Genomic DNA, 22614 nt, shown 5'->3' on the forward strand with positions numbered 1-22614 from the left:
TGGAAGACGTCGTCTCTTCGCCCCCGCGGTGCTTCACGTCATGAAAGCCGCCACCGGTTCGCTTCGCAGAGAGATGATCGCGGTCCGGCATTTTGTGAAGCGTGCTCATGGACTTCTTATTGCACCGCAGCAAGAAGACGACAAATGACTATAATTGAACGTCCTATTGAAGGAATCGAACGATCCACGGGATCGGCCGAGCGTTAGCCCGGCAAAGTCACGACCAGCGGCCCGCCGCGCGTGACGACGACGGTATGTTCATACTGCACCGTCGGAGCGCGCGGCTCGCTGTAGAGCGTCCAGTCATCGTCTCCGCCTTCCGCCCAGTGGGCGCCCGTCGACAAGAACGGCTCCACCGTGAAAACCATGCCATCGGTCATGTGTCGCCGCTCGGACGGGTCCGGCCAGGTGGCGATCTCGCCCGGCTCTTCATGCAGCGAACGGCCGATGCCGTGGCTCGCAAGGTTGGTGACGAGTGAATAGCGGTTCTTGCGGGCGAATTCGCCAATGGCATTGCCGATCGTCGCCAGGGATTGACCCGGACGTACCTGCTTCAATCCGACCCACATGGCGCGCCTGCCATCACGGCAAAGCCTGTCGATTGCTGCGGTCACCGGCGGCACCGGAAAGGAAGCGCCGGTATCGGCGAAGATGCCGTCCTTCTCGGCCGAAACATCGATGTTGACGAGGTCGCCGGCGCGGATCACGCGGGTGCCCGGAATGCCATGGGCGATCTCCTCGTTGACGCTGATGCAGGTCGCGCCGGGAAAGCGGTAGCAGAGCTCCGGCGCCGAGCGCGCGCCGGCATCCTCCAAAACCTTGCGGCCGATCGCATCGAGTTCCGCCGTCGTAATGCCGGGTTCGAGCGCCTCGCCCATTGCCTGGAGCGCATTGGCGCAGATGCGGCCGATCTCCTTCAATCGGAGCAGGTCTTCATCATTGTTGAGGGTCATGGTGTCTCGCTTTCGCGCGTAGATGTAGCGTGTCGAAGCCGAATATTCCAGCACCGACGGTGCGCACTCACGCGCTCGCTGGTTGAGACCGCTCGCCTTCCTCGGCCAACGCCTTCCTGACCAGCGGCGCCACCCTGGTTCCATAAAGCTCGATGCCGCGCATGATCTGGTCATGCGGCATCGGACCGATTGCCATCTGCAGCAGGAAGCGGTCGTTGCGGAACAGCTTCTGGTGCGCGACGATCTTCTCGGCCACGGTTTCCGGATCGCCGAGGAAGAGATTGCCGGTCGGGCTGCGCGCCTGGTCGAAGTGGGCGCGGTTCGTCGGCCCCCAGCCGCGTTCACGGCCGATGCGGTTCATCACCTCCGCCTGCGGTCCGTAGAACTGGTCAGCCGCCTTCTCCGTCGTGTCGGCGATGAAACCGTGAACATTGATGCTCGTCTTCAGCTTCGCGACGTCCTGACCGGCGCGACGCGCCGCCTCGCGATAGAGATCGAAGAGCGGCGCGAAACGGCGGGGCTCGCCGCCGATGATGGCAAGCGCCATCGGCAAGCCGAGCGCGCCGGCCCGCGCGACCGACTGCGGCGTGCCGCCGACCGCAATCCAGAGCGGCAGCGGATCCTGCAGCGGACGCGGATAGACCCCACGGTCGTTGATCGGCGGACGCAACTCGCCCGACCAGGTGACTTTCTCGGTCTCCCGGATCGCCAGCAGCAAATCCAGCTTTTCGGAGAAGAGCTGGTCATAGTCGTCGAGCGACTGGCCGAAGAGCGGGAAGGACTCGATGAAGGAGCCTCGGCCCGCCATGATCTCGGCGCGGCCGTTGGAGAGGAGGTCGAGCGTTGAATACTGCTGGAAGACCCGTACCGGATCGTCCGAGCTGAGCACCGTTACCGCGCTGCTCAACCGGATCTTGGCTGTGCGGGACGCAGCGGCCGCCAGGATGACTGCCGGCGCGGAGGCGGCATAGTCCGGCCGGTGATGCTCACCGAGACCGAAGACGTCGAGCCCGACCTGGTCGGCAAGCTCAATCTCTTCAAGGAGGTTGGCGAGGCGTCTCCGTCCTTCGGCACCCTTGTCGATCGCATTGGGATCGACGTCCGCGAATGTGTAAAGCCCGAGTTCCATGATGCCTTCCTGTTGCTGTTTGCAAAGAAATAGTTGGCATCACATCGAGCCGCAAATGCGCGTTGAGGAAACGCACCGTTTCCAACGGGAGTGTTCACTTCATCGCAGCAGTAGGCCGACCGCCACGCCACTTCATAGCGTACGGCAACATGAACATGTAGAGGCCGGTGAACAGCAGCAGGAAGAGCGGGAGCAGTGGCGAGTAGACCACCAAGGCAGGCGGCTCCCCCAGTCCCATGGTGACGAAGTTGGCGATCACGGTCACCGTGAAGGCGATGGACAACCAGCGGTGGATTTGCCGCACCCACATATTCCAGTTCATTGAGACCTCCCATTAGCATGAAGCGCAGTGAAACGGGCCTCACGTGGCCCATTTCGGACGGTGCGGCAGACTTCAATCCATCCTCGCCAGGACCTGCTCCAGATTCGCAAGGAACTGCTGCCATCCCGCGCTGGCGCCTCCGTAAGCCTGCCGCTGTTCTGGCCGGAAGCCCGACTGCTCCATGCGCAGCTGGGTCCCCGTTCTCGTTGGGGTGAGTGTGAAAGTCACCACGCTCTTCAGATCGTAGGCCGGATCCTCGTGGGCGAAATTCCAAGTGTACGTCAGCTTTTTGTTCGGCTCCACCGCAAGGACCTCGCAGTCCAGTACTCCACCCCAGTCTCCGCGAAGATTGAAACGGTGACCCACGACAGGTTTGAAATCGTTCTTCATCAGCCACTCCTCGACCAGGTGTGGCTGGGTGAGCGCACGCCAGATCTTTTCCGGCGGATGAGGGATCTCGCGTTCGACCACGACAGAGCGCGTTTCGGCCGTTTCGTTCATTGGTCCATCCTTTTCAGTAGGTCTTCGAGGTCGTCGAAGCGGCTTTGCCAGAAACCGGCCATCTGGCTCGTCCAGTCGACCAGAGGGGCAAGTGCGCCGAGTTGGGCGCTATAATACGTGTGGCGACCTTCGTGGCGGTCGCGCACCAACCCGGCTTGCTTCAGGACCCCGAGATGCTTCGAGACGACCGGTTGCGAGACCCCGGCGCGCGCCGTCAGAGCGCCGACTGTCCGTTCCCCCTCACGGCACAATCGCTCGAACAGAGCCCGCCGAGTCGGATCGGCAAGCGTTCTGAAGAGCACATCGTGAGCGTTCGACATCTGGGATCAATACCCCGCTGGCTATTGATCAATATATAGCCGGCGAGCTATGCGTGAGTCAAGCCGATCCCGGGTCGGTTGATGATCCTCCTACAGGAACCGCCGGTCGGGAGCCTAGATCGCCGTCGCGCTGGGCGTGATTCGGCCCGGGAGTGCGCGCGTGTGCCGGAATGGCAGCGCTCATCATGGCGCGCGGGGTCGCATATCTCGCGAGCTATGCCTTTCGAGAATTATCGATATGCGCCACGTCTGCCCCTCGCACCAAGGTCGACCTCGTCGGCAAGGAGGCGGGAAGCCCGCAATTTGCCATTCTCCCCCTTGTGGGTCCCTTGTGGGGGAGACGCCTGTCAAGGCAGAGAGGGATTGCCGCCCGCGCATGGCAGCCGCGATTCGGTCAGATCGGGCGTTGCTCTAAGCCGCGATCAAAGTCCTCTTGACCGCGCTGCGCCAGCCCTTGAGCTTCCCCTTGCGTGTCACCTCGTCCATCGTCGGCTCGAAGCGCCGGTCGCGCGCCCAGGACCTCGCGAACTCCTCCTGGCTTGGCCAGATACCGGCACGGCTTCCGGCGAGCCAGGCAACACCAAGCGCCGTCGTCTCGAGAATCACGGGACGATCAACCGGCGCGTCGAGCAGATCGGAGAGGCGCTGCATCGTCCAGTCGGACGCGACCATGCCTCCGTCGACCCGCAGCACCGTCTCCTTGCCGCCGTTACGCCAGTCCTTGTGCATGGCCTCGAGCAGATCTCGGGTCTGGTAGCAGACAGCTTCGAGCGCGGCCCGGGCAAACTCCGCCGGGCCCGTGTTGCGGGTCATGCCGAAAATCGCGCCGCGCGCGTCCGGATCCCAGTGCGGCGCGCCGAGGCCGGTAAAGGCCGGAACGAGATAGACGTCCTGCGAGGGATCTGCACTCTCGGCAAGCGTGCCGGTGTCCGGGGCCGCCTTGATAACCTTGAGGCCGTCGCGCAGCCATTGTACGGCCGCCCCAGCAACGAAGATCGAACCCTCGAGCGCGTAGGTGGTCTCACCATTGAGGCGATAGGCGATGGTGGTAAGCAGGCGGTTCTTCGAGCGGACGATATCCTTGCCGGTGTTGAGCAGTGCGAAGCAGCCGGTGCCGTAGGTCGATTTCAGCATGCCGGGCGTGAAGCACGCCTGACCGATCGTCGCCGCCTGCTGGTCGCCGGCAACGCCGAGAATCGGGATCGCCGCTCCGAAGAGCGACGCGTCGGTGACGCCGAAATCGGCGGCGCAATCCTTTACCTCCGGCAGCATCGCCCGCGGAACGCGCAGAATATCGAGCAGTTCGTTGTCCCAGGCGTTGTCGGAGATGTTGTAGAGGAGGGTGCGCGATGCGTTGGTCGCGTCCGTGGCGAAGGACTTGCCGCCGGTAAGCCGCCAGATGAGGAAGGTGTCGATCGTGCCGAAGCAAAGCTCGCCCTTCGCTGCACGCGCCGGCGCCCCTTTCACGTTCGAGAGCAGCCAGTTGAGCTTCGTGCCTGAGAAATAGGGATCGAGCAGAAGGCCGGTCTTTTTCGCAAAGGTCTTTTCCAGCCCCTGCTTCTTCAGCTTTTCACAGAAGGGCGCCGTGCGGCGGTCCTGCCAGACGATCGCATTGTGGATCGGCTTGCCGGTCTCGCGGTCCCAGACGACCACCGTCTCGCGCTGGTTCGTAATGCCGATCGCGGCGATCTCGCCTGCGGAAATACCGGCGTTTCCGATCGCCTCCTTGACGGTGAAGAGAACCGTTTGCCAGATTTCTTCCGGGTCGTGCTCGACCCAGCCCGACTTCGGGAAGTGCTGCCTGAATTCCTTCTGGCCGACGCCGGCGACCTTCTGCTTGCGGTCGAAAACGATCGCCCGGCTCGATGTCGTGCCCTGATCGATCGCGAGAATATATTCGCCCATGCGCCCCTCCCCGGCCTTACTTCGACGTCGCGCCTTCCTCAAAGCCGACATTCGCAAAACTTCAATACGATGAAAAAACGAATGTCAAACGAAAACGAAACGCAACTCCATCGCCCCTGCGAACGGTGCCAAATCTGCGTCGGCAATCTGAAAAACACAATTGTCACTCCCATATTTTTCCGCGTAGGTTGACGCTGTTGCATTGCAAAACCGGCCGAGGGCGGAACGAGGAAGGCGCGGCGGCCTCCGCCCGCAACCGCTCGAACCGATGAGGATCGGGCGGCATCGCGAGGGAGAGAACGAGAATGACGAAAACTGCGGTCATAACGGGTTCGACGAGCGGCATCGGGCTGGCGATTGCCAAGACTTTCGCGAAAACCGGCGCCAATATCGTGTTGAACGGCTTCGGGGCGCCGGACGAGATCAGGGCGGTGACGGACGAGGTCGCCGGTCTCGGAAGCGGCACCGCCATCTACCATCCGGCTGACATGACCAAACCGGACGAGATAGCCGATCTGATGGCGACTGCGGCGGCACGCTTCGGCGGCGTCGATATCCTCGTCAACAATGCCGGCGTGCAATATGTCGAGAAGGTCGAGGATTTTCCGGTCGAACAATGGGACCGGATCATTGCCATCAATCTCTCTTCCTCCTTCCACACAATCCGCGCCGCTCTCCCGGGCATGAAGGCGAAAGGCTGGGGGCGTATCATCAATATCGCCTCCGCGCATGGGCTCGTCGCCTCGCCGTTCAAGTCCGCCTATGTGGCGGCCAAGCATGGTGTCATGGGCTTGACGAAGACGGTCGCGCTGGAAGTCGCGGAAAACGGCATCACCGCGAACTCGATCTGCCCCGGCTACGTACTGACACCGCTTGTCGAGAAGCAGATTCCGGACCAGGCGAGGACGCGCGGCATTACCGAGGCGCAGGTGGTGAACGACGTGATGCTCAAGGGCCAGCCGACCAAGAAATTCATCACCGTCGAGCAGGTGGCATCGCTGGCGCTCTATCTTGCGAGCGATGATGCCGCGCAGATCACCGGCACGCATGTCTCGATGGATGGCGGCTGGACCGCGCAATAGAGCGGGATGAAAAGTGTGGGCGGTTTTCGGCTCGCACCCCGCTCCGCCGGTCTACAGCGCCGCACTTCTTATCGGAAGCGCAAAGGACGCTGCAGCACTTTGAATTGCTGCATGTTTTATCCTTAAATCGGTTATACGATTGAGAAAACATGCAGTAGCCACGGAATGACAGGCATGGCACAGGCAGCCGACAGCATCCGCTTCATCCTGAACGACACGGAAGTCGCCGTTTCGGACGTCGCGCCGACCGCGACATTGCTCGACTTCCTCCGGCTGGAGCGCCGGCTGACCGGGACCAAGGAAGGTTGCGCCGAAGGCGACTGTGGCGCTTGTACGGTGCTCGTCGGCCGCCTCGCGAAGGACGGCCAGGGCGGCGAAAGGCTCATCTATGAAAGCGTCAACGCCTGCATCCGCTTCGTCGGTTCGCTGAACGCGACGCATGTCGTGACGGTCGAGCACCTCGCGGCCGGAGACGGTACGCTCCATCCGGTGCAGCAGGCGATGGTCGATTTCCACGGTTCGCAATGCGGCTTCTGCACGCCGGGCTTCGTCATGTCGCTCTATGGGCTGTGGCTGACGAACGACAATCCGAGCCGAGCCGCGATCGAGAAGGCGCTGCAAGGCAATCTCTGTCGTTGCACCGGCTATGAGCCGATCGTGCGCGCGGCGGAAGCCGCGGCGCGCGAACGCCCATCCGCGATCTTCGATCCGATCACGCGCACCCGGGATGCGATCATCGCGCGACTGAAAGCTTTGCAGCCGCAGGAAACGATCGTTGTCGGTAAGGGCGAAGACTGTCTGATCGTGCCCGCCGACGCTGCCGGTCTCGCCACCGTTCTCTCGGAACATCCGACCGCGACGATCGTCGCAGGCGCAACCGACGTCGGTCTCTGGGTGACCAAGCAGATGCGAACGCTCAATCCGGTGGTGTTCATCAACGGCATCGCCGAGCTGCAACGGATCGACCGCACGGAAGCGGGCCTGACGATTGGCGCTGGCGTGAGCTATACGGCCACGTTCGACGCTCTCTCCAGCGCCTACCCAGCCTTCGGCCGACTCATCGACCGCATCGGCGGCGAACAGGTCCGCAACATGGGCACGATCGGCGGCAACATCGCCAACGGCTCGCCGATCGGCGACAGCCCGCCGCCGCTGATCGTCCTCGGGGCAGCGGTCACGTTGGGTTCGAAGGACGGCACACGCACGCTGCCGCTCGAGGATTTCTTCATCGCCTACGGCAAGCAGGATCGCAAGCCGGGCGAATTCGTCGAAAGCATCTTCGTTCCCGCGTTGCCTGCCGGTGACCACTTCGCCGCCTACAAGCTATCCAAGCGCCGCGACGAGGACATCTCCGCACTGCTCGGCGCCTTCCGCATCGCGCTTGACGAGAACAATCACGTCCGCACCGCCCTCATCGCCTACGGCGGCATGGCGGCCACGCCGAAGCGCGCGAAGGCCGCGGAAGCTGCCCTCATCGGACAGCGCTGGAGCGAGGAAACCATTCGCGCTGCACAGGCGGCTCTCGATACCGACTACCAGCCGATCAACGACTGGCGCGCCACGAGCGCCTATCGCATGCTGGCGGCAAAGAACCTGCTGATGCGCTTTTTCCTGGAGAGCACGGGCGAGAGAGCTCAGTTGCGGCGGTTCGAGGAGGTGGCATGAGTGCTAGCTTCGATTTTTCTGGGCTGGGGTTGCCCCTCACCCTAGCCCTCTCCCCGCTCGCGGGGAGAGGGGACGCGAGTTTTGCCGCCTGCTCCTTGATACGAGACAGGGATGACGGAGCTGCCGGGATGTCCCTTCTCCCCGTCTTACGGGGAGAAGGTGCCGGCAGGCGGATGAGGGGCATATCCTTCGAGGGAGAGGCTAACGATGGATAAGTCCACCTTCGAAGAACAGACCACCATTGCTGGCCCCATGCACACAGGGCTGCGCCACGACAGCGCCCACAAGCACGTCGCGGGAACGGCGGACTATATCGATGACATGCCTGAGCCCGCCGGCACGCTGCATGGCGCGCTGGGCCTCACCGATCGCGCTCATGCCGAGATCCTGGAGATGGACCTCTCGGCCGTCGCCGCGTTGCCCGGTGTCGTCTGCGTGCTGACCGCAAGCGACATGCCGCATTCGAACGACATCAGCCCGAGCCACCTGCATGACGAGCCGGTGCTGGCCGACGGACGCGTGCAGTTCCATGGCCAGCCGGCCTTCGCCGTGATCGCCGAAACGCGCGATATCGCGCGGCGCGCCGCACGACTTGCCAAGATCACTTATCGCGACCTGCCGCACCTGATCGACGTTACCGACGCCATGGCCCAGGGTGGCGAGCTTGTGACTCAGCCGCTGACGTTGCAGCGCGGCGACGCGGAAGCGGAACTGGAGCGCGCAACGCGCCGGCTGAGGGGGCAGATGCGGATCGGCGGCCAGGAACACTTCTATCTGGAAGGTCACATAGCCCTGGCCATTCCCGGCGAAGACGACGAGATGACCGTCTGGTCCTCGACACAGCATCCAAGCGAAATCCAGCACATGGTCGCGCATGTGCTTGGCGTGCCGTCGAATGCCGTGACGGTGAACGTTCGCCGCATGGGCGGTGGCTTCGGCGGCAAGGAAACGCAGGGCAACCAGTTCGCCGCACTCGCTGCCGTTGCTGCGCGGAAGTTCCGCCGCGCCGTGAAATTCCGTCCGGACCGCGACGACGACATGATGGCGACCGGCAAACGCCACGACTTCCTCGTCGATTACGATGTCGGCTTTGATGACGAAGGGCGCATCCACGCCGTCCATGCGAACTATGCCGCCCGTTGCGGCTACTCATCCGATCTCTCGGGTCCGGTGACCGACCGGGCGCTCTTCCATGCGGACAGCTCTTATTTCTACCCGCATGTGAAGCTGACCTCGCAGCCGCTCAAAACCAATACGGTGTCCAACACCGCCTATCGCGGTTTCGGCGGGCCACAGGGCATGGTCGGCGCCGAGCGCATCATCGAGGAGATCGCCTATGCGCTTGGGAAGGACCCGCTCGAAATCCGCAAGTTCAACTTCTACGGAGAAAAGGGCTCGGGCCGCGACGTCACGCCCTACCACCAGAAGATCGAAGACAATATTATCCACCGGATCGTCGGCGAGCTGGAGACCACCGCCGACTATCAGGCGCGCCGGGCAGCGATCATCGACTTCAACAAAACGAGCCGGGTGATCCGAAAAGGCATCGCCCTCACTCCGGTGAAATTCGGCATCTCCTTTACGATGACTGCCTTCAACCAGGCGGGCGCCCTTGTCCATATCTACCAGGACGGTTCCGTTCACCTCAATCACGGCGGCACCGAAATGGGCCAGGGCCTCTACACCAAGGTGGCCCAGGTTCTTGCCGACAGTTTCCAGATCGATATCGACCGGGTGAAGATCACCGCGACGACGACAGGCAAGGTGCCGAACACGTCGGCAACCGCCGCCTCTTCCGGCTCGGACCTGAACGGCATGGCTGCCTTCGACGCGGCCCGCCAGATCAAGGACCGCCTCGTCGCCTTCGCCGCCGAGCGCTGGCAGACGACCGCCGAACGGGTCACCTTCGTGGCAAATCAGGTGAAGATCGGCGAAGAGCTCGTGCCCTTCGCGGACTTCATCCGCCAAGCCTATATGGCACGCATCCAGCTATCTGCCGCCGGCTTCTACAAGACGCCGAAGATCCACTGGGATCGCGCCACCGGGCGCGGCACGCCCTTCTATTATTTCGCCTACGGCGCCGCCGTCTCCGAGGTCTCGATCGATACGCTCACCGGCGAATATCTGGTTGACCGCGTCGATGTCCTGCACGATGTCGGCCGCTCGCTCAATCCCGCGATCGATCTCGGCCAGATCGAGGGCGGTTTCGTCCAGGGCATGGGCTGGCTGACGACGGAGGAGCTCTGGTGGGATGAAAAGGGGCGCTTGAGGACGCACGCGCCCTCGACCTACAAGATCCCGCTCGCCTCGGACCGGCCGAAGATCTTCAATGTGCAGCTCGCCGAATGGTCGGAGAATGCCGAAAAGACCATCGGGCGATCGAAGGCCGTGGGGGAGCCGCCCTTCATGCTGCCGATCTCTGTGCTCGAGGCATTGTCGATGGCGGTCGCAAGCGTCGCCGAGTACCGCGAATGCCCTCGACTCGATACCCCGGCGACGCCGGAACGGATTTTGATGGCGGTGGAACGGCTGAGGCGGATGTGAGGCGTCCGAAGACGGCCCCTAACCCTAACCCTCTCCCCGTCCTGACGGGGAGAGGGAACTAAGGCGGCCCCCGCGAGTCCCCTTCGCCCGCTTGCGGGGAGAAGGTGGCCGGCAGGCCGGATGAGGGGCGACGAACCTTGCTCCTACCGGAGCATCTCGTCCTCCCGTCGGGGCGCGCCCCAATCCATGAAACCCATGTCTCTTTTCATGTGATCGGATAAGATCCTGATGTCCAGTTTCGGATTCGGGCGAAAGAGGACCGAAGCCAGTCGCGAAATCGGGTCGATGGAAAGAAACACTTTTCTTTCAGGGTGTTCCAATGCGTCACAAGTCATTTTGGCACCTTAGGAATTGCTGAACTTGACTTGCAGCATGCCGCCAAAGATGCTCGAATTCCAATCGAACATCCGTCTGCATGCATCAAGAGAACTTATCCATGAAGATGTCCAAGCAGTTCCCGCTCAATGCGCTGAGGGTCTTTGAGGCGGCCGCCCGCCTCGGCAGCTTCACCAAAGCGGGCGACGAGCTCGGCATGACGCAGACGGCCGTCAGCTATCAGATCAAGCTCATGGAGGAGAATATCGGCGAGCCGCTGTTTCTGAGACGCCCGCGCCAAATCACGCTGACGGAAGTCGGCCAACGGCTGGCGCCCAGGTTGACGGAGGCGTTCGAGATGCTGCAGGAGGCGGTTGCCTCGGCACGCGGCGATGCAGCGTCCGCCCTGCTCATCAGTTCGACCGCGACCTTCGCATCGCAATGGCTCGCCCGCCATATCGGCTCGTTCCAGCTCGCCCATCCCAACATTGCCGTCCGCCTGTCGGCGAACGATGCGATGATCGATTTCAGCAAAGAGGCAGTGGACTTGGCGATCCGGTCCGGGTTGGGCGATTGGCCGGGTCTCGTCAGCCATAGACTGATGAAAGTGGAGTTTACGCCGATGCTCAGTCCGGCGCTCGCTTCGACGATCGGCGGAGTGAACAAACCGAGAGACCTGTTGAAGCTTCGCATCATCGACCCTCAAGATCGTTGGTGGCCACAGTGGTTTCGCGCTGCCGGCGTCCCCGATCCGGATCTCAAGAGCCGGGTTCCGACACGGCTCGGCGCCCAGGCGTTCGAGGCGGGCGCTGCAATCGCGGGGCAAGGCGTGGCGATCCTCACTCCCCAGTTCTACACCGATGACGTCGCGCTCGGTCGGCTTTATCAGCCTTTCGACCTGCGCGGCAGCGATGGTCACGACTACTGGCTGGTCTACCCGCATGCACGGCGCAACGTCGCAAAGATCCGCAACTTTCGCGACTGGATCCTCGCGGAGTTCAAACAGGATGGCGCCGTTAGATCATGATGATTTGGGTCGAATCGACCCAACCATAAACATGATCGCTTCTGATCAGTTGGAGCGGGATGCGGGCGGAAAACCGCGCACGCTTTCCTCATCCCGCTCTAAGCCTGTTACGTGGATCGTCGAGAAGGCCCCCTTCCCCGTTTCGGTTTTTTCTCGCAAGCTGCGTCAACGGAAAGAATGAGGGGACCTGAATGTACGAATTCGCCATTGCCTGGGAATGGCTGGCCTTCGCCGCCCGCTGGCTGCATGTCGTGACGGCGATCGCCTGGATCGGCTCATCCTTCTATTTCATCGCACTCGACCTCGGCCTGGTAAAGCGCGACCACCTGCCACCAGGCGCCTATGGCGAGGAATGGCAGGTGCATGGCGGCGGCTTCTACCACATCCAGAAATACCTCGTCGCACCGACGACGATGCCGGAGCATCTCACCTGGTTCAAATGGGAATCCTACATGACGTGGCTCTCCGGCTTCGCCATGCTTTGCATCGTCTATTATGGCGGCGCCGATCTCTTCCTGATCGACCGTCATGTGCTCGACATCTCGGCGACGACGGCGATCGTGATCTCGCTTGCCTCGCTTGGCGTCGGCTGGGTCCTTTATGACCTTCTCTGCAAATCGCCTGTTGGTAAGAGCACCTGGGGGTTGATGGCGCTTCTTTATGTCGTGCTCGTCGCCATGGCCTGGGGCTACACGCAGGTGTTCACCGGTCGCGCCGCCTTCCTGCATCTTGGCGCCTTCACCGCGACCATCATGTCCGCCAACGTCTTCTTCATTATCATTCCCAACCAGAAGATCGTCGTGGCCGACCTGATCGCCGGCCGCACGCCGGATCCGAAGCTCGGCGCCCAGGCCAAGCAGCGCTCCCTCCACAACAACTATCTGACGCTGCCGGTCATCTTCTTCATGCTGTCGAATCACTATCCGCTCGCCTTCGCGACGGCTTTCAACTGGATCATCGCCGCACTCGTCTTCCTGATGGGCGTCACGATCCGCCACTGGTTCAACACCACCCATGCGCGCAAGGGCGAGCCGACCTGGACCTGGATCGTCACGGTGATCCTCTTCATCCTGATCATGTGGCTCTCGACGGCACCCAGAGTACTAACGGGAGAAGCACAGGCCGGGGCGGCGCCGGCCTTCAAGCGCTTCGCCGAGAACGCGCATTTCCCGGCAGTCAAAGACACCATCTCGACCCGCTGCAGCATGTGCCACGCAGCCGAGCCCGCCTTTGAAGGCATTGCCCGGGCGCCGAACGGCGTCATACTCGAAAGCGACGCCGAGATTGCCGCCCGTGCCCGCGAAATCTATATCCAGGCCGGGCGCAGCCATGCCATGCCGCCCGGCAACATAACCGACATGACGGCGGACGAACGCCGGCTGGTGACAGCCTGGTTCGAAAGCGCCGTCGGGGAGACACAATGACATCGACCCTCATTCGCGGCCGCCTGCTGAGTTTCAACAGGGCCCCGCAAGCCATCGACGACAGCGCTGCCTATTCCTACGAAAGCGACGGCGCCCTGCTTATCGGCGATGGTGTAATCAAGGCCTGCGGCCCGTACACGGTAGTCAAGGCCGCAGCGCCGGAGGGCGTCACCGAGATCGATCATCGCTCCCACCTGATCACGCCCGGCTTCATCGACACACATCTTCATTTCCCTCAGATGCAGGTGATGGCCTCCTACGCCGCCAACCTGCTCGAATGGTTGAACACCTACACCTTTCCCGAGGAATGCCGCTTCGTCGAAACTGCGCATGCCGAACGGATCGCCATTCATTTCTTCGATGAAATGATCCGCCACGGGACGACGACGGCGACGGCCTATTGCTCTGTCCACAAGGCCTCCGCCGATGCCTTTTTCGCCGAAAGCCTGAAGCGCGACATGCGCATGGTCGCCGGCAAAGTCATGATGGACCGCAACGCTCCGCAGGGCCTGCTCGACACGCCTCAGATGAGCTATGACGAGACGCGGGCGGTGATCGCCGACTGGCACGGCAGGGGCCGCAATCACGTCGCCATCACTCCACGTTTTGCCATCACCTCGACGCCGGAGCAGATGGAGGTCGCGAAGTCGCTCGCCGGCGAATTCCCCGACTTGCATATCCAGACGCATCTTTCCGAAAACCGCGACGAAATCACTTTCACCTGCGAACTCTATCCGGAAGCGAAGGACTACACCGACGTCTATGCCCGCTACGGCCTGCTTGGACCGAAGAGTCTCTTCGGCCATTGCATCCATCTTTCCGATCGTGAAGCCGATGCCATGAGCGAAACCGGTTCCGTGGCGGTCTTCTGCCCGACCTCGAATCTTTTCCTGGGCTCCGGTCTTTTCCCGCTGCGCGCCTTGTCGCGCCGGCAGAGGCCGGTGCGCGTATCGGTAGCCTCCGACATCGGCGGCGGCACCAGCTACTCGATGCTGAAGACGCTCGACGAGGCCTACAAGATCCTGCAGTTGCAGGGCGAGCGGCTGAATCCCTTCGACAGCTTCTACATGATGACCCGCGGCAATGCCGAGGCACTGTCACTCGTCGATCGCATCGGAACGCTGGAGCCGGGCACCGATGCCGACCTGACGGTGCTGAACATGGCGGCGACGCCGGCGATGGCGCTGCGTGCCGAAGTGGTCAATTCGCTGGCCGATGAACTCTTCCTGCTGCAGACGATGGGGGATGACCGGGCGATCGTCGAAACCTATGTCGCAGGCAAGCCCGCCAAGTCGTCGCTCGACGCAAACTGAGCAAAATAGCTGCCACGGAGAAGAGGTCAATTTTTTTGACCTCTTCTCCGTGGCAGCTATTACAAGCCTCTTCAAAACATGGTAATGGCTGCGCAATCATGCATTGATGAAGGCTGTTCCCATGACGCAAATCTTGGAAATCCGCGATCTCAAGGCGCTCGCCAAGCGGCGTGTTCCGAAGCTTTTCTTCGACTATGCCGACAGCGGCGCCTGGACGGAGGGAACCTATCGCGCCAACGAGGAGGATTTCGCCAAGATCAAGCTGCGTCAGCGGGTTCTGGTCGACATGAGCAACCGCTCACTGGAAACGACGATGATCGGCCACAAGGTGTCGATGCCGGTCGCCCTTGCGCCGACGGGCCTCACCGGCATGCAGCACGCCGACGGCGAGATGCTGGCCGCACAGGCGGCGGAGGCCTATGGCATCCCCTTCACACTTTCGACCATGAGCATCTGCTCCATCGAGGATGTCGCCTCGGTCACGACCAAGCCCTTCTGGTTCCAGCTCTACGTGATGCGCGAGCGCGAATTCGTGCTGAACCTGATCGACCGCGCAAAGGCCGCCAAATGCTCGGCGCTGGTCCTGACACTCGATCTGCAGATCCTCGGCCAGCGCCACAAGGACCTGCGCAATGGCCTTTCCGCGCCGCCGCGGATGACGCCGAAGCACCTCTGGCAGATGGCGACGCGGCCGCGCTGGTGCATGAAGATGCTCGGCACCAAGCGGCGCACCTTCCGCAACATCGTCGGCCACGCCAAAAGCGTGACCGATCTTTCCTCGCTGGGCGCCTGGACCAACGAGCAGTTCGATCCGCAGCTCTCCTGGAAGGATGTCGAGTGGATCAAGGAGCGCTGGGGCGGCCCGCTGATCCTCAAGGGGATTCTGGATCCCGAGGATGCGAAGATGGCCGCCAAGACCGGCGCCGACGCGATCGTCGTCTCGAATCACGGCGGCCGCCAGCTCGACGGCGCGCCGTCGTCGATCAGCATGCTGCCGCGCATCGTCGATGCGGTCGGGCATCACATCGAAGTCCATATCGACGGCGGCATCCGTTCCGGCCAGGATGTGTTGAAGGCCATTGCCCTCGGCGCGAAGGGCACCTTTATCGGCCGCCCCTTCCTCTACGGCCTCGGTGCCATGGGCAAGGAGGGCGTGACACTAGCCCTCGATATCATCCGCAAGGAGATGGACGTCACAATGGCACTCTGCGGCAAGCGCAACATCGCCGACGTGAGCCGCGACATTCTCGCCGAATGATCAGCTTCCGCGGTAGGTGGAATAGCCGTAGGGCGAGAGTAACAGCGGCACATGATAGTGGCTTTCGGGGTCGGCGATCCCGAAACGCAGTGGGATGAGGTCGAGGAAGGCCGGCCTCGGAAGCACGACGCCGGTTGTCCTGAGATAGTCGCCGGCGTGGAAGACCAGTTCATAGTTGCCCGGCATGAAGCCGATGCCCTCGACCATTGGCCCGTCGACGCGCCCGTCGCTGTTCGTGTGGACCGTGCGGATCAATTGCCGCTCCTCGCCTTCCAGCCAATAGAGATCGATCCTGAGGCCCTCTGCGGGCTTGCCGAGCGCGGTGTCGAGCACGTGGGTGGTAAGTCGCCCGGTCTTGCTCATCGATTCGGTTCCTTCAGAAGGGATCGGGGATGACGAAGGGGTCGTCGTAGAAGAATTCTTCCAGATTGTTGCCCGGCCCTTCGCGGTCCACGACGATGAAATCACTCGCCGCTCCGACCGACATCAGTGGATGATGCCAGACGTCGCGGCCGTAATTGACGCCCTGTCGCCCGCTCGCCAGAAAAACACGCGGCCGGCCCGGACGCCCGCCTTCATCCTCCGCCACCACCGCGAGCCAGGGCCGATCATCGAGCGGCGAAAAGCTCTGACTGCCGAGCGGGTGGCGCTCCATCATCGTGACGGCATAGGGGAAGGCGCGCGGCTGGCCGCGAAAGATGTTGATGATCACTCCGGCGCCTTCGCCCGTGACCTCGGCCCGCGCGAGGGCATGGAACCGCTCGGTGTTGCCGCCATTGATGTAGCGCATCGAGGCCGGATCGGCCTCGATGACGCTCCCAAACGGGGCGAAAGTCTGTTTCGTCAGGGGCTCGATCGAAAGCAGGCGCGCCATCAGGCTTCGGCTCCAAAGCGCGCAGGTGCGTGGCACGATGCCGATACGCAGACGGGCAAGGCAGCGACGGCACTCTCAGGCATTTTCGTCTCCGGGCAGCATGGATCTGAGCCGCAGCCGGGCGATCTGCTCCACCTGCGCGCAGGCGATTTCAAATTCCTCTTCCGCCGAGTTGTCAATCCGCGTTTCGAAGGCGGCGAGAATATCGTCCTTCGTCAGCCCCTTGACCGCAATGATGAAGGGGAAGCCGAATTTCTTCGTATAGGCCTTGTTGAGCGCGGTGAACCGCGCATGCTCCTCGGGTGAAAGCCGGTCCAGTCCGGCGGACGCCTGCTCGGCCCGCGAATCGGCGGTGAGCTTGCCGGCAATTGCGAGCTTGCCGGCAAGATCCGGGTGGGCTCGCAAGACCGCAAGGCGCTCAGCCGGAGACGCCGCGCGGAATGCGTTGCACAGCGCCGAGTGGACATTGCCGGCCGTCAACCCGACGGAGGCCGCGCGGTCATAGGCACGCTCCGCCACCCACGGCGAATGCTCGAAGACACCGCCGAAGCGGCTGACGAAGGCCTCCCTTTCGGACATCAGCGTGGGCTTTCCGGCTTGTGGTGATCGTACCAGTGACGCGCGATGTCGATGCGGCGCGGCACCCAGACCTTCTCGTGAGACATCACGTAATCGATGAAGCGCGCGAGCGCCGCGGCGCGGCCGGGCCGGCCGACGAGGCGGCAATGCAGGCCGATGTTCATCATCTTCGGGCTGCCATCCCTGCCCTCCGCATAGAGCACGTCGAACGTGTCCTTCAGATAGGTGAAGAACTGGTCGCCGGAATTGAATCCCTGATTGGTCGCAAAGCGCATGTCGTTGGCGTCGAGCGTATAAGGAATGATGAGATGCGGCTTGTCGGCGGTCAATCCGGGAACCCAATAGGGAAGCTCGTCCGCATAGGAATCGCAGGAATAGAGAAAACCACCCTCCTCCAGCACGAGTTTCAATGTGTTGACCGACGGCTTGCCCTGATAGATGCCGAGTGGCCTCTCGCCGGTCAGCTCCGTGTGCAGGCGAACCACCTCCCGGATATGTTCGCGCTCCACCTCTTCCGGGAAATCCCTGTATTCGAGCCAGCGCAGCCCGTGACTGGCGATCTCCCAGCCTGCCTCCTTCATCGCCGCGACCGCTTCCGGATTGCGCGCCATCGCAAGCGTCACGCCATAGACAGTGAGCGGCACACCGCGGCTCGTGAACATGCGCCACAGCCGCCAGAAGCCGGCACGGGAGCCATATTCATAAATCGACTCCATGTTGAGATTGCGCTGCCCTTGCCAGGGCTGCGCTCCGACGATCTCCGACAGCAGGCATTCGGAGGCCGGGTCGCCATCGAGAATGCAACTTTCGCCGCCCTCCTCGTAGTTCAGGACGAACTGCACGGCGATGTGCGCATCGCCCGGCCAGCGTGGCTGCGGCGGCGTGCGTCCGTAGCCTACAAGATCGCGCGGATAGGAAGTCTCTGCCATCAAATCACCCTTCGACTTTTCCGGAACGGTAGCACCGCGAACCGGATTGTCGAGATGAATTTGACGTCCGCAAGAGGCGCCTAGCGCCCCGCGAGCAAGGAGGCCATGATGAAGGGGATCGGTGCGACAGCGCGCCCTTCGGCCAGGCTTTCCACCACCGGCCGTTTCGCCCCGCCGTCGCGCGAACGGGCGGAGATCTTGCCGAGCGGATGTTGCGAATGGACCCGCATCGGCGCGCCGGGACCCTGTTCGACGAACAAGGCAAGACTGCCGATCGCCAGCGGCCTTTCGAGATGCGGCTGGAAAAGTTCCCGGAGCGGCGCTTCCATGCGCCGGGCAGTCTCCGGGTTCAAGGCGCCGGTCAGCTTCATGTGAAAGCGATACTCGTCCATCACATAGGGATCGCCCCAGCGATGAAGGTTGGTGAATTGCGGCGCCGTCAGGCGATCCGGGTCGCACCGCTCGATCTCGTCCTCGCTCATCGGCGCGCGGAACCTGTCGAACGCCTGCACGACGCGGGCGGCGAGCAGGTGCATCTCTTGGCTCGGCACCTGCGGCACCAGTCCCCAGCATTGGCTGAAGCGCGCGACCTCCATCCCCGCGATTTCGAAAGGCGCCTCGGCGCCGGCGAAGTGCATCAGCGCCTTCAGCAACTCGGTTTCGTCAGTATCCGGGTTGAGGCAGAACGGTGCCATGACCACCGCATGAAAGCCGAAACGGCGCGGCACCGCCGTGTGGAAGGCGATCTCCGAGACGCTCAATCCGGCGACGGAAGGCAGTTCCGTCGGCTCATCCGAATAGACGTTACGCCCGAGCCAACTGGCGGCAACTGCCGACAGCGGGTCCCCTATAGGCGGGGTGAAACAAATGGCGTAACGCATGGCGCAAGCTCCGGAAGTCCGTCGATGGCCCGCCTATTAGGTGATTTGCGTGACAGATTGACGAAGTTGGAGGCTCGGCACGAGGTCGTGAATCGGTCGTTCAAAAAGCGGCCGAGGAAACAAGCTGGCGTTCGGCGGCACCTGTTATGCGGGGCAAGACGAACAATGGAAACATGCGGCGTCGAAACCCCGCTCAAGCCGCACTCGTGTCCGGCGCCGATGCGCGAGGCCCTATTGTCAACACAATGAGTGCAGTTACTACAAAGCAGCGCGTACCTTGAAGCGCGGAAAAATCGCGCAAATGGTGCAAGGCAGCAGCCTGCCGTTCATAGCACCGCCGCGCCGAAGGAAATCCACCCGCGGTTTCCTTTGAAGGTTGGCACCGGCCGCCCGTGGGCGGACCAATGCCTTGTAGTCTCCAGGCGAGATGCCGGTGACCGACCGCTTACACTCAGGCATGAGTAACCGAAGCGAAAAGCGGGGATCAGAGCGAGGGCAGGCTTTGCTGGACCAAACTTCTGTATCAATCATCATCTCCAACTATAACTATTCGCGCTTTCTCAGGCGCTGTGTCGACAGTGCCCTGGCTCAGGATCATCCACACACGGAGGTAATTGTCGTCGACGATGCCTCGTCGGATGAATCGCCCGATGTCATCAGGTCGTACGGCAGCAGGATCCGTCCCTGTCTCAGAGCGGCAAACGGCGGACATGCGGCCGCCTTTAACACTGGATTCGCCGCGAGCGTTGGCGACATCGTGTTCTTCCTGGATGCCGACGATTATCTTTACCCGAATGCCGTGTCGGAGGTCGTCAACGCTTGGGAGGCTTCGACCGCGCAATTTCAGTTCAGGCTCCATCTCGTTGATGAACGAGAAAAGATCATGGATATCTTCCCGCCACCGGAGCAGCCGTTCGATACAGGCGACGTGACGCCAAAGCTGTTTCATCGCGGGCGTTATCAGACGACGGTGACAAGCGGCCTTGCCTTTGCCCGTTCCGCCCTGGAAGCGGTCATGCCGATGCCCGAAGAGAAATTCAGGCAGGGAGCCGATGGCTATCTTGCAACTGTGGCGCCGCTGCATGGGCAGGTTCAGGCCACCGACGTCTGTCTCGGCGCGTACCGCATGCATGGTTCCAATCACTCGCTTTTCGCCGAAAAACTGGCCGAACGTGCCCGTTGGCGCGTGCAACACGATTTCTGCCGCCTTGAAGCTCTTTCCACTCAGGCTGCGGCCGCCGGATCGCAATTGCAGCCCGGAATCGCATTGCACGACCCGATCCACCTTGAAGAGCGGCTTGCGTCCTTGTGCATCGAGCAGACTCGGCACCCGGTCAGAGGCGACTCTCGGCTGCGTCTGGCGACAGCCGGGGCAACTGCCAGTCTTGCGATGAATTACTCGATCCGCAGGCGCGCTGTCGAAGCGCTTTGGTTCCTTGCAGTCGGCCTGCTTCCACGGCAGGCGGCGACATCGGTGCTCTCCTGGAAGCTCGTTGCATCATCCCGCCCCGCGTTCCTGACTGCGCTGTCAAAAACCATACGGCGAGCAATGGGTTAACAGCATTTTATACAAGCTGCCGCAGCGCTGCGATGTGCTGGGCGCACGTAAACGACTCCGGGAGATCGATGGTCGGCTGGCCAAGCATCTCGTCGACAACGACGCGCGCCAGGACATGCGCTATACCGAAGCTGACCTTAAAGCCGCCGGTCAGCACGGAGAGATTGTCATAATCCGGATGGCGACCGACCATCGGCTCACGTCCCGTCGCCCTCGGGCGCATCCCGGCCCAACGCTCGATCACCTGCGCGCCGCGCAAGGCGGGCGCCAAGGCTTCGGCGCGCCGTATCAGCGCATCCAATTGAGCATCGGTCGAGAACGGCTCGTCAAACCGGTTCTCGCTGGTGCTGCCGACCGCCACATGACCATCTTCATGCGGAACGATGTAGAGCCCATCGGTGAAGATGATCGGCATGGCCGGATCGACGTCTGCGCCGAGCAACGCCGCTTGCCCCTTGACTGCGTTGCCGCTCGGCGCCTGTGCCGAAAGCGCCAGGCGGTCGATCAAGCCAAAGCTTTCGACCCCGGCGGCGAGAATGCAATGGCCGAAGGATACTGCTCTGCCGTCCGCGAGCGAGAGCCGCCCGCGTCGAGGATCGAGCGATGCAATCTCGGCCCCCTGTTCCACCCGAATATGGGGCAAACGCGTAAGCGCTGCTTCGAGCGCCCGCAGGAGGCGTCGCGGCGCCACTCTCGCGGCGAGCGTGTCGTGGACGATACCGAAAGGCGCCGCCTCCGCCGCCGGCCAGTCACAGCCAGCGTCCACATCCCCGATGTGCCAATGGAACCGGCGCTCACCTGCCACCCAATGCTGGGCAGCGTCCTGCTCGTGACCGAGCGCGATCTCTCTCAAATGTTGCTTGCCGAGCGGCATGACCCGGCCACAGCGCCGGTAACCCGTGGAGAGACCCGTCGTTTCCTGCAATTCGGCGATCTCGTCTTCGAGGGACACCAGCGCATCGAACTGGAATTGTTTCTTTGCGTTCCATCGGTCGGGCATATGCGGCATCAGGGCGCCGAGCAGGCCGCCGCTTGCGCCAGCGCCTATGCTCTTGCGTTCGACCAGGCAAGTTGCGATGCCGGCCCGACCAGCCGTCAATGCGGCCCAGAGCCCCATGATGCCGCCGCCGACTATCAAAACTTCGCTCATCGATTGACCTTTTCGGGTCGGAGAACTATCGGCATCTCATGACTGGAACCGAACTCCGCCAGAGCCATCCGCCATCGCAGCAAAGCCTCGAATGGCATGACGGCGATATGCCCTATTCAAAGGAATTTGGCGATCACTTTTATTGCCGCACGGACGGGCGGCTCGAATGCGGCCATGTCTTCCTTGACGGCAACAGACTGCCCGCGCGCTGGCACGCGGGCAGCGCCTTCACGATCGGCGAGCTCGGCTTCGGCACCGGTCTCAATTTCTGCGAAACCTGGCGACGGTGGAAAGAGGTCCCGGCCGCGGGCAAGCGCCTCCACTTCATCTCCTTCGAGCGATTTCCGATGCGAGCGGCCGATATCGATCGCGCTCTTTCGCACTGGCCGGAAATTTCCGAGGAAAGACGAGCGCTTGTCGCCAACTGGCCGCAAACGCCAGGAGGCCGCGTCGATCTCGACTTCGCGGATGGGGTGCTATTGACGGTGGTCTGCGGGCCGGCGCTCGAGAGTCTCGGCGCATCGGAACACACTTTCGACGCGTGGTATCTCGACGGCTTTGCGCCATCCCGCAATCCGGACATGTGGTCACAGGAGTTGATGCAGATGGTGTTCGACAGGACCGCGTCCGGCGGCACCTTCGCGACCTATGCCGCGGCCGGCTTCGTTCGAAGGAACCTCGAGGCAGCCGGCTTCATCGTGGAACGATGGCCCGGCTTTGCCGGCAAACGCGAGATGCTACGCGGCGACAAGCGCTGATCGCGGCCACGCCGGCGGCAGCCGCATTTTCAGCCTTGGCCCCGTCCGACGAAGTGAACTGTCGCAAATGGCGGGGGCACGAAGCACAAAAATCTGCGACAGAGATTCATCGGAAACGCGGGATGGA

At 62.4% G+C, this 22614-nt stretch carries 21 protein-coding genes; 9 read left to right on the forward strand and 12 right to left on the reverse strand.

Going from position 1 to position 22614, the window contains the following annotated elements:
• Window positions 1-203: 203 nt before the first annotated feature.
• The 6 genes from map to glpK all read right to left on the reverse strand — a co-directional run bounded on the left by map (window position 204) and on the right by glpK (window position 5130).
• Window positions 204-953, reverse strand: a complete 750-nt coding sequence (gene map, locus QN224_RS17755; RefSeq protein WP_283977753.1) for a type I methionyl aminopeptidase — start codon at window positions 951-953, stop codon at window positions 204-206.
• Between the two features lie 67 nt (window positions 954-1020).
• On the reverse strand, window positions 1021-2082 hold the full coding sequence (locus QN224_RS17760) for an LLM class flavin-dependent oxidoreductase (protein WP_283977754.1): 1062 nt from the start codon (window positions 2080-2082) through the stop codon (window positions 1021-1023).
• A 94-nt stretch (window positions 2083-2176) separates the two neighbouring features.
• Complete coding sequence (locus QN224_RS17765; protein WP_283977755.1) at window positions 2177-2404, reverse strand: hypothetical protein; 228 nt, start codon at window positions 2402-2404, stop codon at window positions 2177-2179.
• A 72-nt stretch (window positions 2405-2476) separates the two neighbouring features.
• Window positions 2477-2905, reverse strand: coding sequence for an SRPBCC domain-containing protein (locus tag QN224_RS17770; RefSeq protein ID WP_283977756.1), 429 nt, complete (start codon window positions 2903-2905; stop codon window positions 2477-2479).
• Entirely contained in the window at window positions 2902-3225 is a 324-nt protein-coding gene (locus QN224_RS17775; protein ID WP_136505746.1) for a helix-turn-helix transcriptional regulator, read from the reverse strand. The genes QN224_RS17770 and QN224_RS17775 overlap by 4 nt, the downstream gene beginning before the upstream one ends.
• Before the next feature lie 411 nt (window positions 3226-3636).
• Window positions 3637-5130 (reverse strand): glycerol kinase GlpK, encoded by a 1494-nt coding sequence (glpK, locus tag QN224_RS17780; protein ID WP_283977757.1) that lies wholly within the window; start codon window positions 5128-5130, stop codon window positions 3637-3639.
• Between the two features lie 305 nt (window positions 5131-5435).
• Between glpK and QN224_RS17785 the strand changes: the two genes are divergently transcribed.
• From QN224_RS17785 to QN224_RS17815, 7 genes are all read left to right on the forward strand, one after another.
• Complete coding sequence (locus QN224_RS17785) at window positions 5436-6212, forward strand: 3-hydroxybutyrate dehydrogenase (protein ID WP_173509529.1); 777 nt, start codon at window positions 5436-5438, stop codon at window positions 6210-6212.
• Window positions 6213-6386: 174 nt separating this feature from the next.
• The gene (gene xdhA / locus QN224_RS17790) at window positions 6387-7877 is read left to right on the forward strand and encodes a xanthine dehydrogenase small subunit (RefSeq protein ID WP_283977758.1); all 1491 of its coding nucleotides are present in this window, start codon (window positions 6387-6389) and stop codon (window positions 7875-7877) included.
• A 207-nt stretch (window positions 7878-8084) separates the two neighbouring features.
• Window positions 8085-10421: a xanthine dehydrogenase molybdopterin binding subunit gene (gene xdhB / locus QN224_RS17795; protein WP_283977759.1), complete on the forward strand. Its 2337-nt coding sequence runs from the start codon at window positions 8085-8087 to the stop codon at window positions 10419-10421.
• A gap of 436 nt (window positions 10422-10857) precedes the next feature.
• On the forward strand, window positions 10858-11763 hold the full coding sequence (locus QN224_RS17800; protein ID WP_283977760.1) for a LysR substrate-binding domain-containing protein: 906 nt from the start codon (window positions 10858-10860) through the stop codon (window positions 11761-11763).
• 191 nt (window positions 11764-11954) lie between these two features.
• Window positions 11955-13187 (forward strand): urate hydroxylase PuuD, encoded by a 1233-nt coding sequence (locus tag QN224_RS17805; protein WP_283977761.1) that lies wholly within the window; start codon window positions 11955-11957, stop codon window positions 13185-13187.
• Window positions 13184-14500: a guanine deaminase gene (gene guaD / locus QN224_RS17810; protein ID WP_283977762.1), complete on the forward strand. Its 1317-nt coding sequence runs from the start codon at window positions 13184-13186 to the stop codon at window positions 14498-14500. The genes QN224_RS17805 and guaD overlap by 4 nt, the downstream gene beginning before the upstream one ends.
• A 121-nt stretch (window positions 14501-14621) precedes the next feature.
• Window positions 14622-15758, forward strand: coding sequence for an alpha-hydroxy acid oxidase (locus QN224_RS17815; RefSeq protein ID WP_269282024.1), 1137 nt, complete (start codon window positions 14622-14624; stop codon window positions 15756-15758).
• On the opposite strand, the gene uraH is transcribed toward QN224_RS17815, so the two are convergent.
• The 5 genes from uraH to QN224_RS17840 form a co-directional block, all read right to left on the reverse strand.
• The gene (gene uraH / locus QN224_RS17820; protein ID WP_173509522.1) at window positions 15759-16121 is read right to left on the reverse strand and encodes a hydroxyisourate hydrolase; all 363 of its coding nucleotides are present in this window, start codon (window positions 16119-16121) and stop codon (window positions 15759-15761) included.
• 13 nt (window positions 16122-16134) lie between these two features.
• Window positions 16135-16632, reverse strand: coding sequence for an ureidoglycolate lyase (locus tag QN224_RS17825; RefSeq protein ID WP_283977763.1), 498 nt, complete (start codon window positions 16630-16632; stop codon window positions 16135-16137).
• Window positions 16633-16707: 75 nt separating this feature from the next.
• Window positions 16708-17211 carry a 2-oxo-4-hydroxy-4-carboxy-5-ureidoimidazoline decarboxylase gene (gene uraD, locus QN224_RS17830; protein WP_283977764.1) on the reverse strand — a complete coding sequence of 168 codons (504 nt, stop codon included), beginning with the start codon at window positions 17209-17211 and terminating at the stop codon, window positions 16708-16710.
• Window positions 17211-18140: an allantoinase PuuE gene (puuE, locus tag QN224_RS17835; RefSeq protein ID WP_283977765.1), complete on the reverse strand. Its 930-nt coding sequence runs from the start codon at window positions 18138-18140 to the stop codon at window positions 17211-17213. Before puuE ends, uraD begins: the two co-directional genes overlap by 1 nt.
• Window positions 18141-18220: 80 nt before the next feature.
• The gene (locus tag QN224_RS17840; protein ID WP_283977766.1) at window positions 18221-19021 is read right to left on the reverse strand and encodes a DUF1045 domain-containing protein; all 801 of its coding nucleotides are present in this window, start codon (window positions 19019-19021) and stop codon (window positions 18221-18223) included.
• A gap of 457 nt (window positions 19022-19478) precedes the next feature.
• On the opposite strand from QN224_RS17840, the gene QN224_RS17845 reads away from it, so the two are divergent.
• Window positions 19479-20579, forward strand: coding sequence for a glycosyltransferase family 2 protein (locus tag QN224_RS17845; RefSeq protein ID WP_283977807.1), 1101 nt, complete (start codon window positions 19479-19481; stop codon window positions 20577-20579).
• A gap of 7 nt (window positions 20580-20586) precedes the next feature.
• Here the strand turns inward: QN224_RS17845 and QN224_RS17850 are convergent, their stop codons facing one another.
• Window positions 20587-21729 (reverse strand): FAD-binding oxidoreductase, encoded by a 1143-nt coding sequence (locus tag QN224_RS17850; RefSeq protein WP_283977767.1) that lies wholly within the window; start codon window positions 21727-21729, stop codon window positions 20587-20589.
• A 38-nt stretch (window positions 21730-21767) separates the two neighbouring features.
• Between QN224_RS17850 and mnmD the strand changes: the two genes are divergently transcribed.
• The gene (gene mnmD / locus QN224_RS17855; protein ID WP_283977768.1) at window positions 21768-22487 is read left to right on the forward strand and encodes a tRNA (5-methylaminomethyl-2-thiouridine)(34)-methyltransferase MnmD; all 720 of its coding nucleotides are present in this window, start codon (window positions 21768-21770) and stop codon (window positions 22485-22487) included.
• The last annotated feature ends 127 nt before the right edge of the window (window positions 22488-22614 follow it).

Origin of the sequence: Sinorhizobium sp. 7-81, from assembly GCF_030124405.1 — a bacterium.
In the GTDB taxonomy this organism is placed as follows: Bacteria; Pseudomonadota; Alphaproteobacteria; order Rhizobiales; family Rhizobiaceae; genus Sinorhizobium; species Sinorhizobium psoraleae.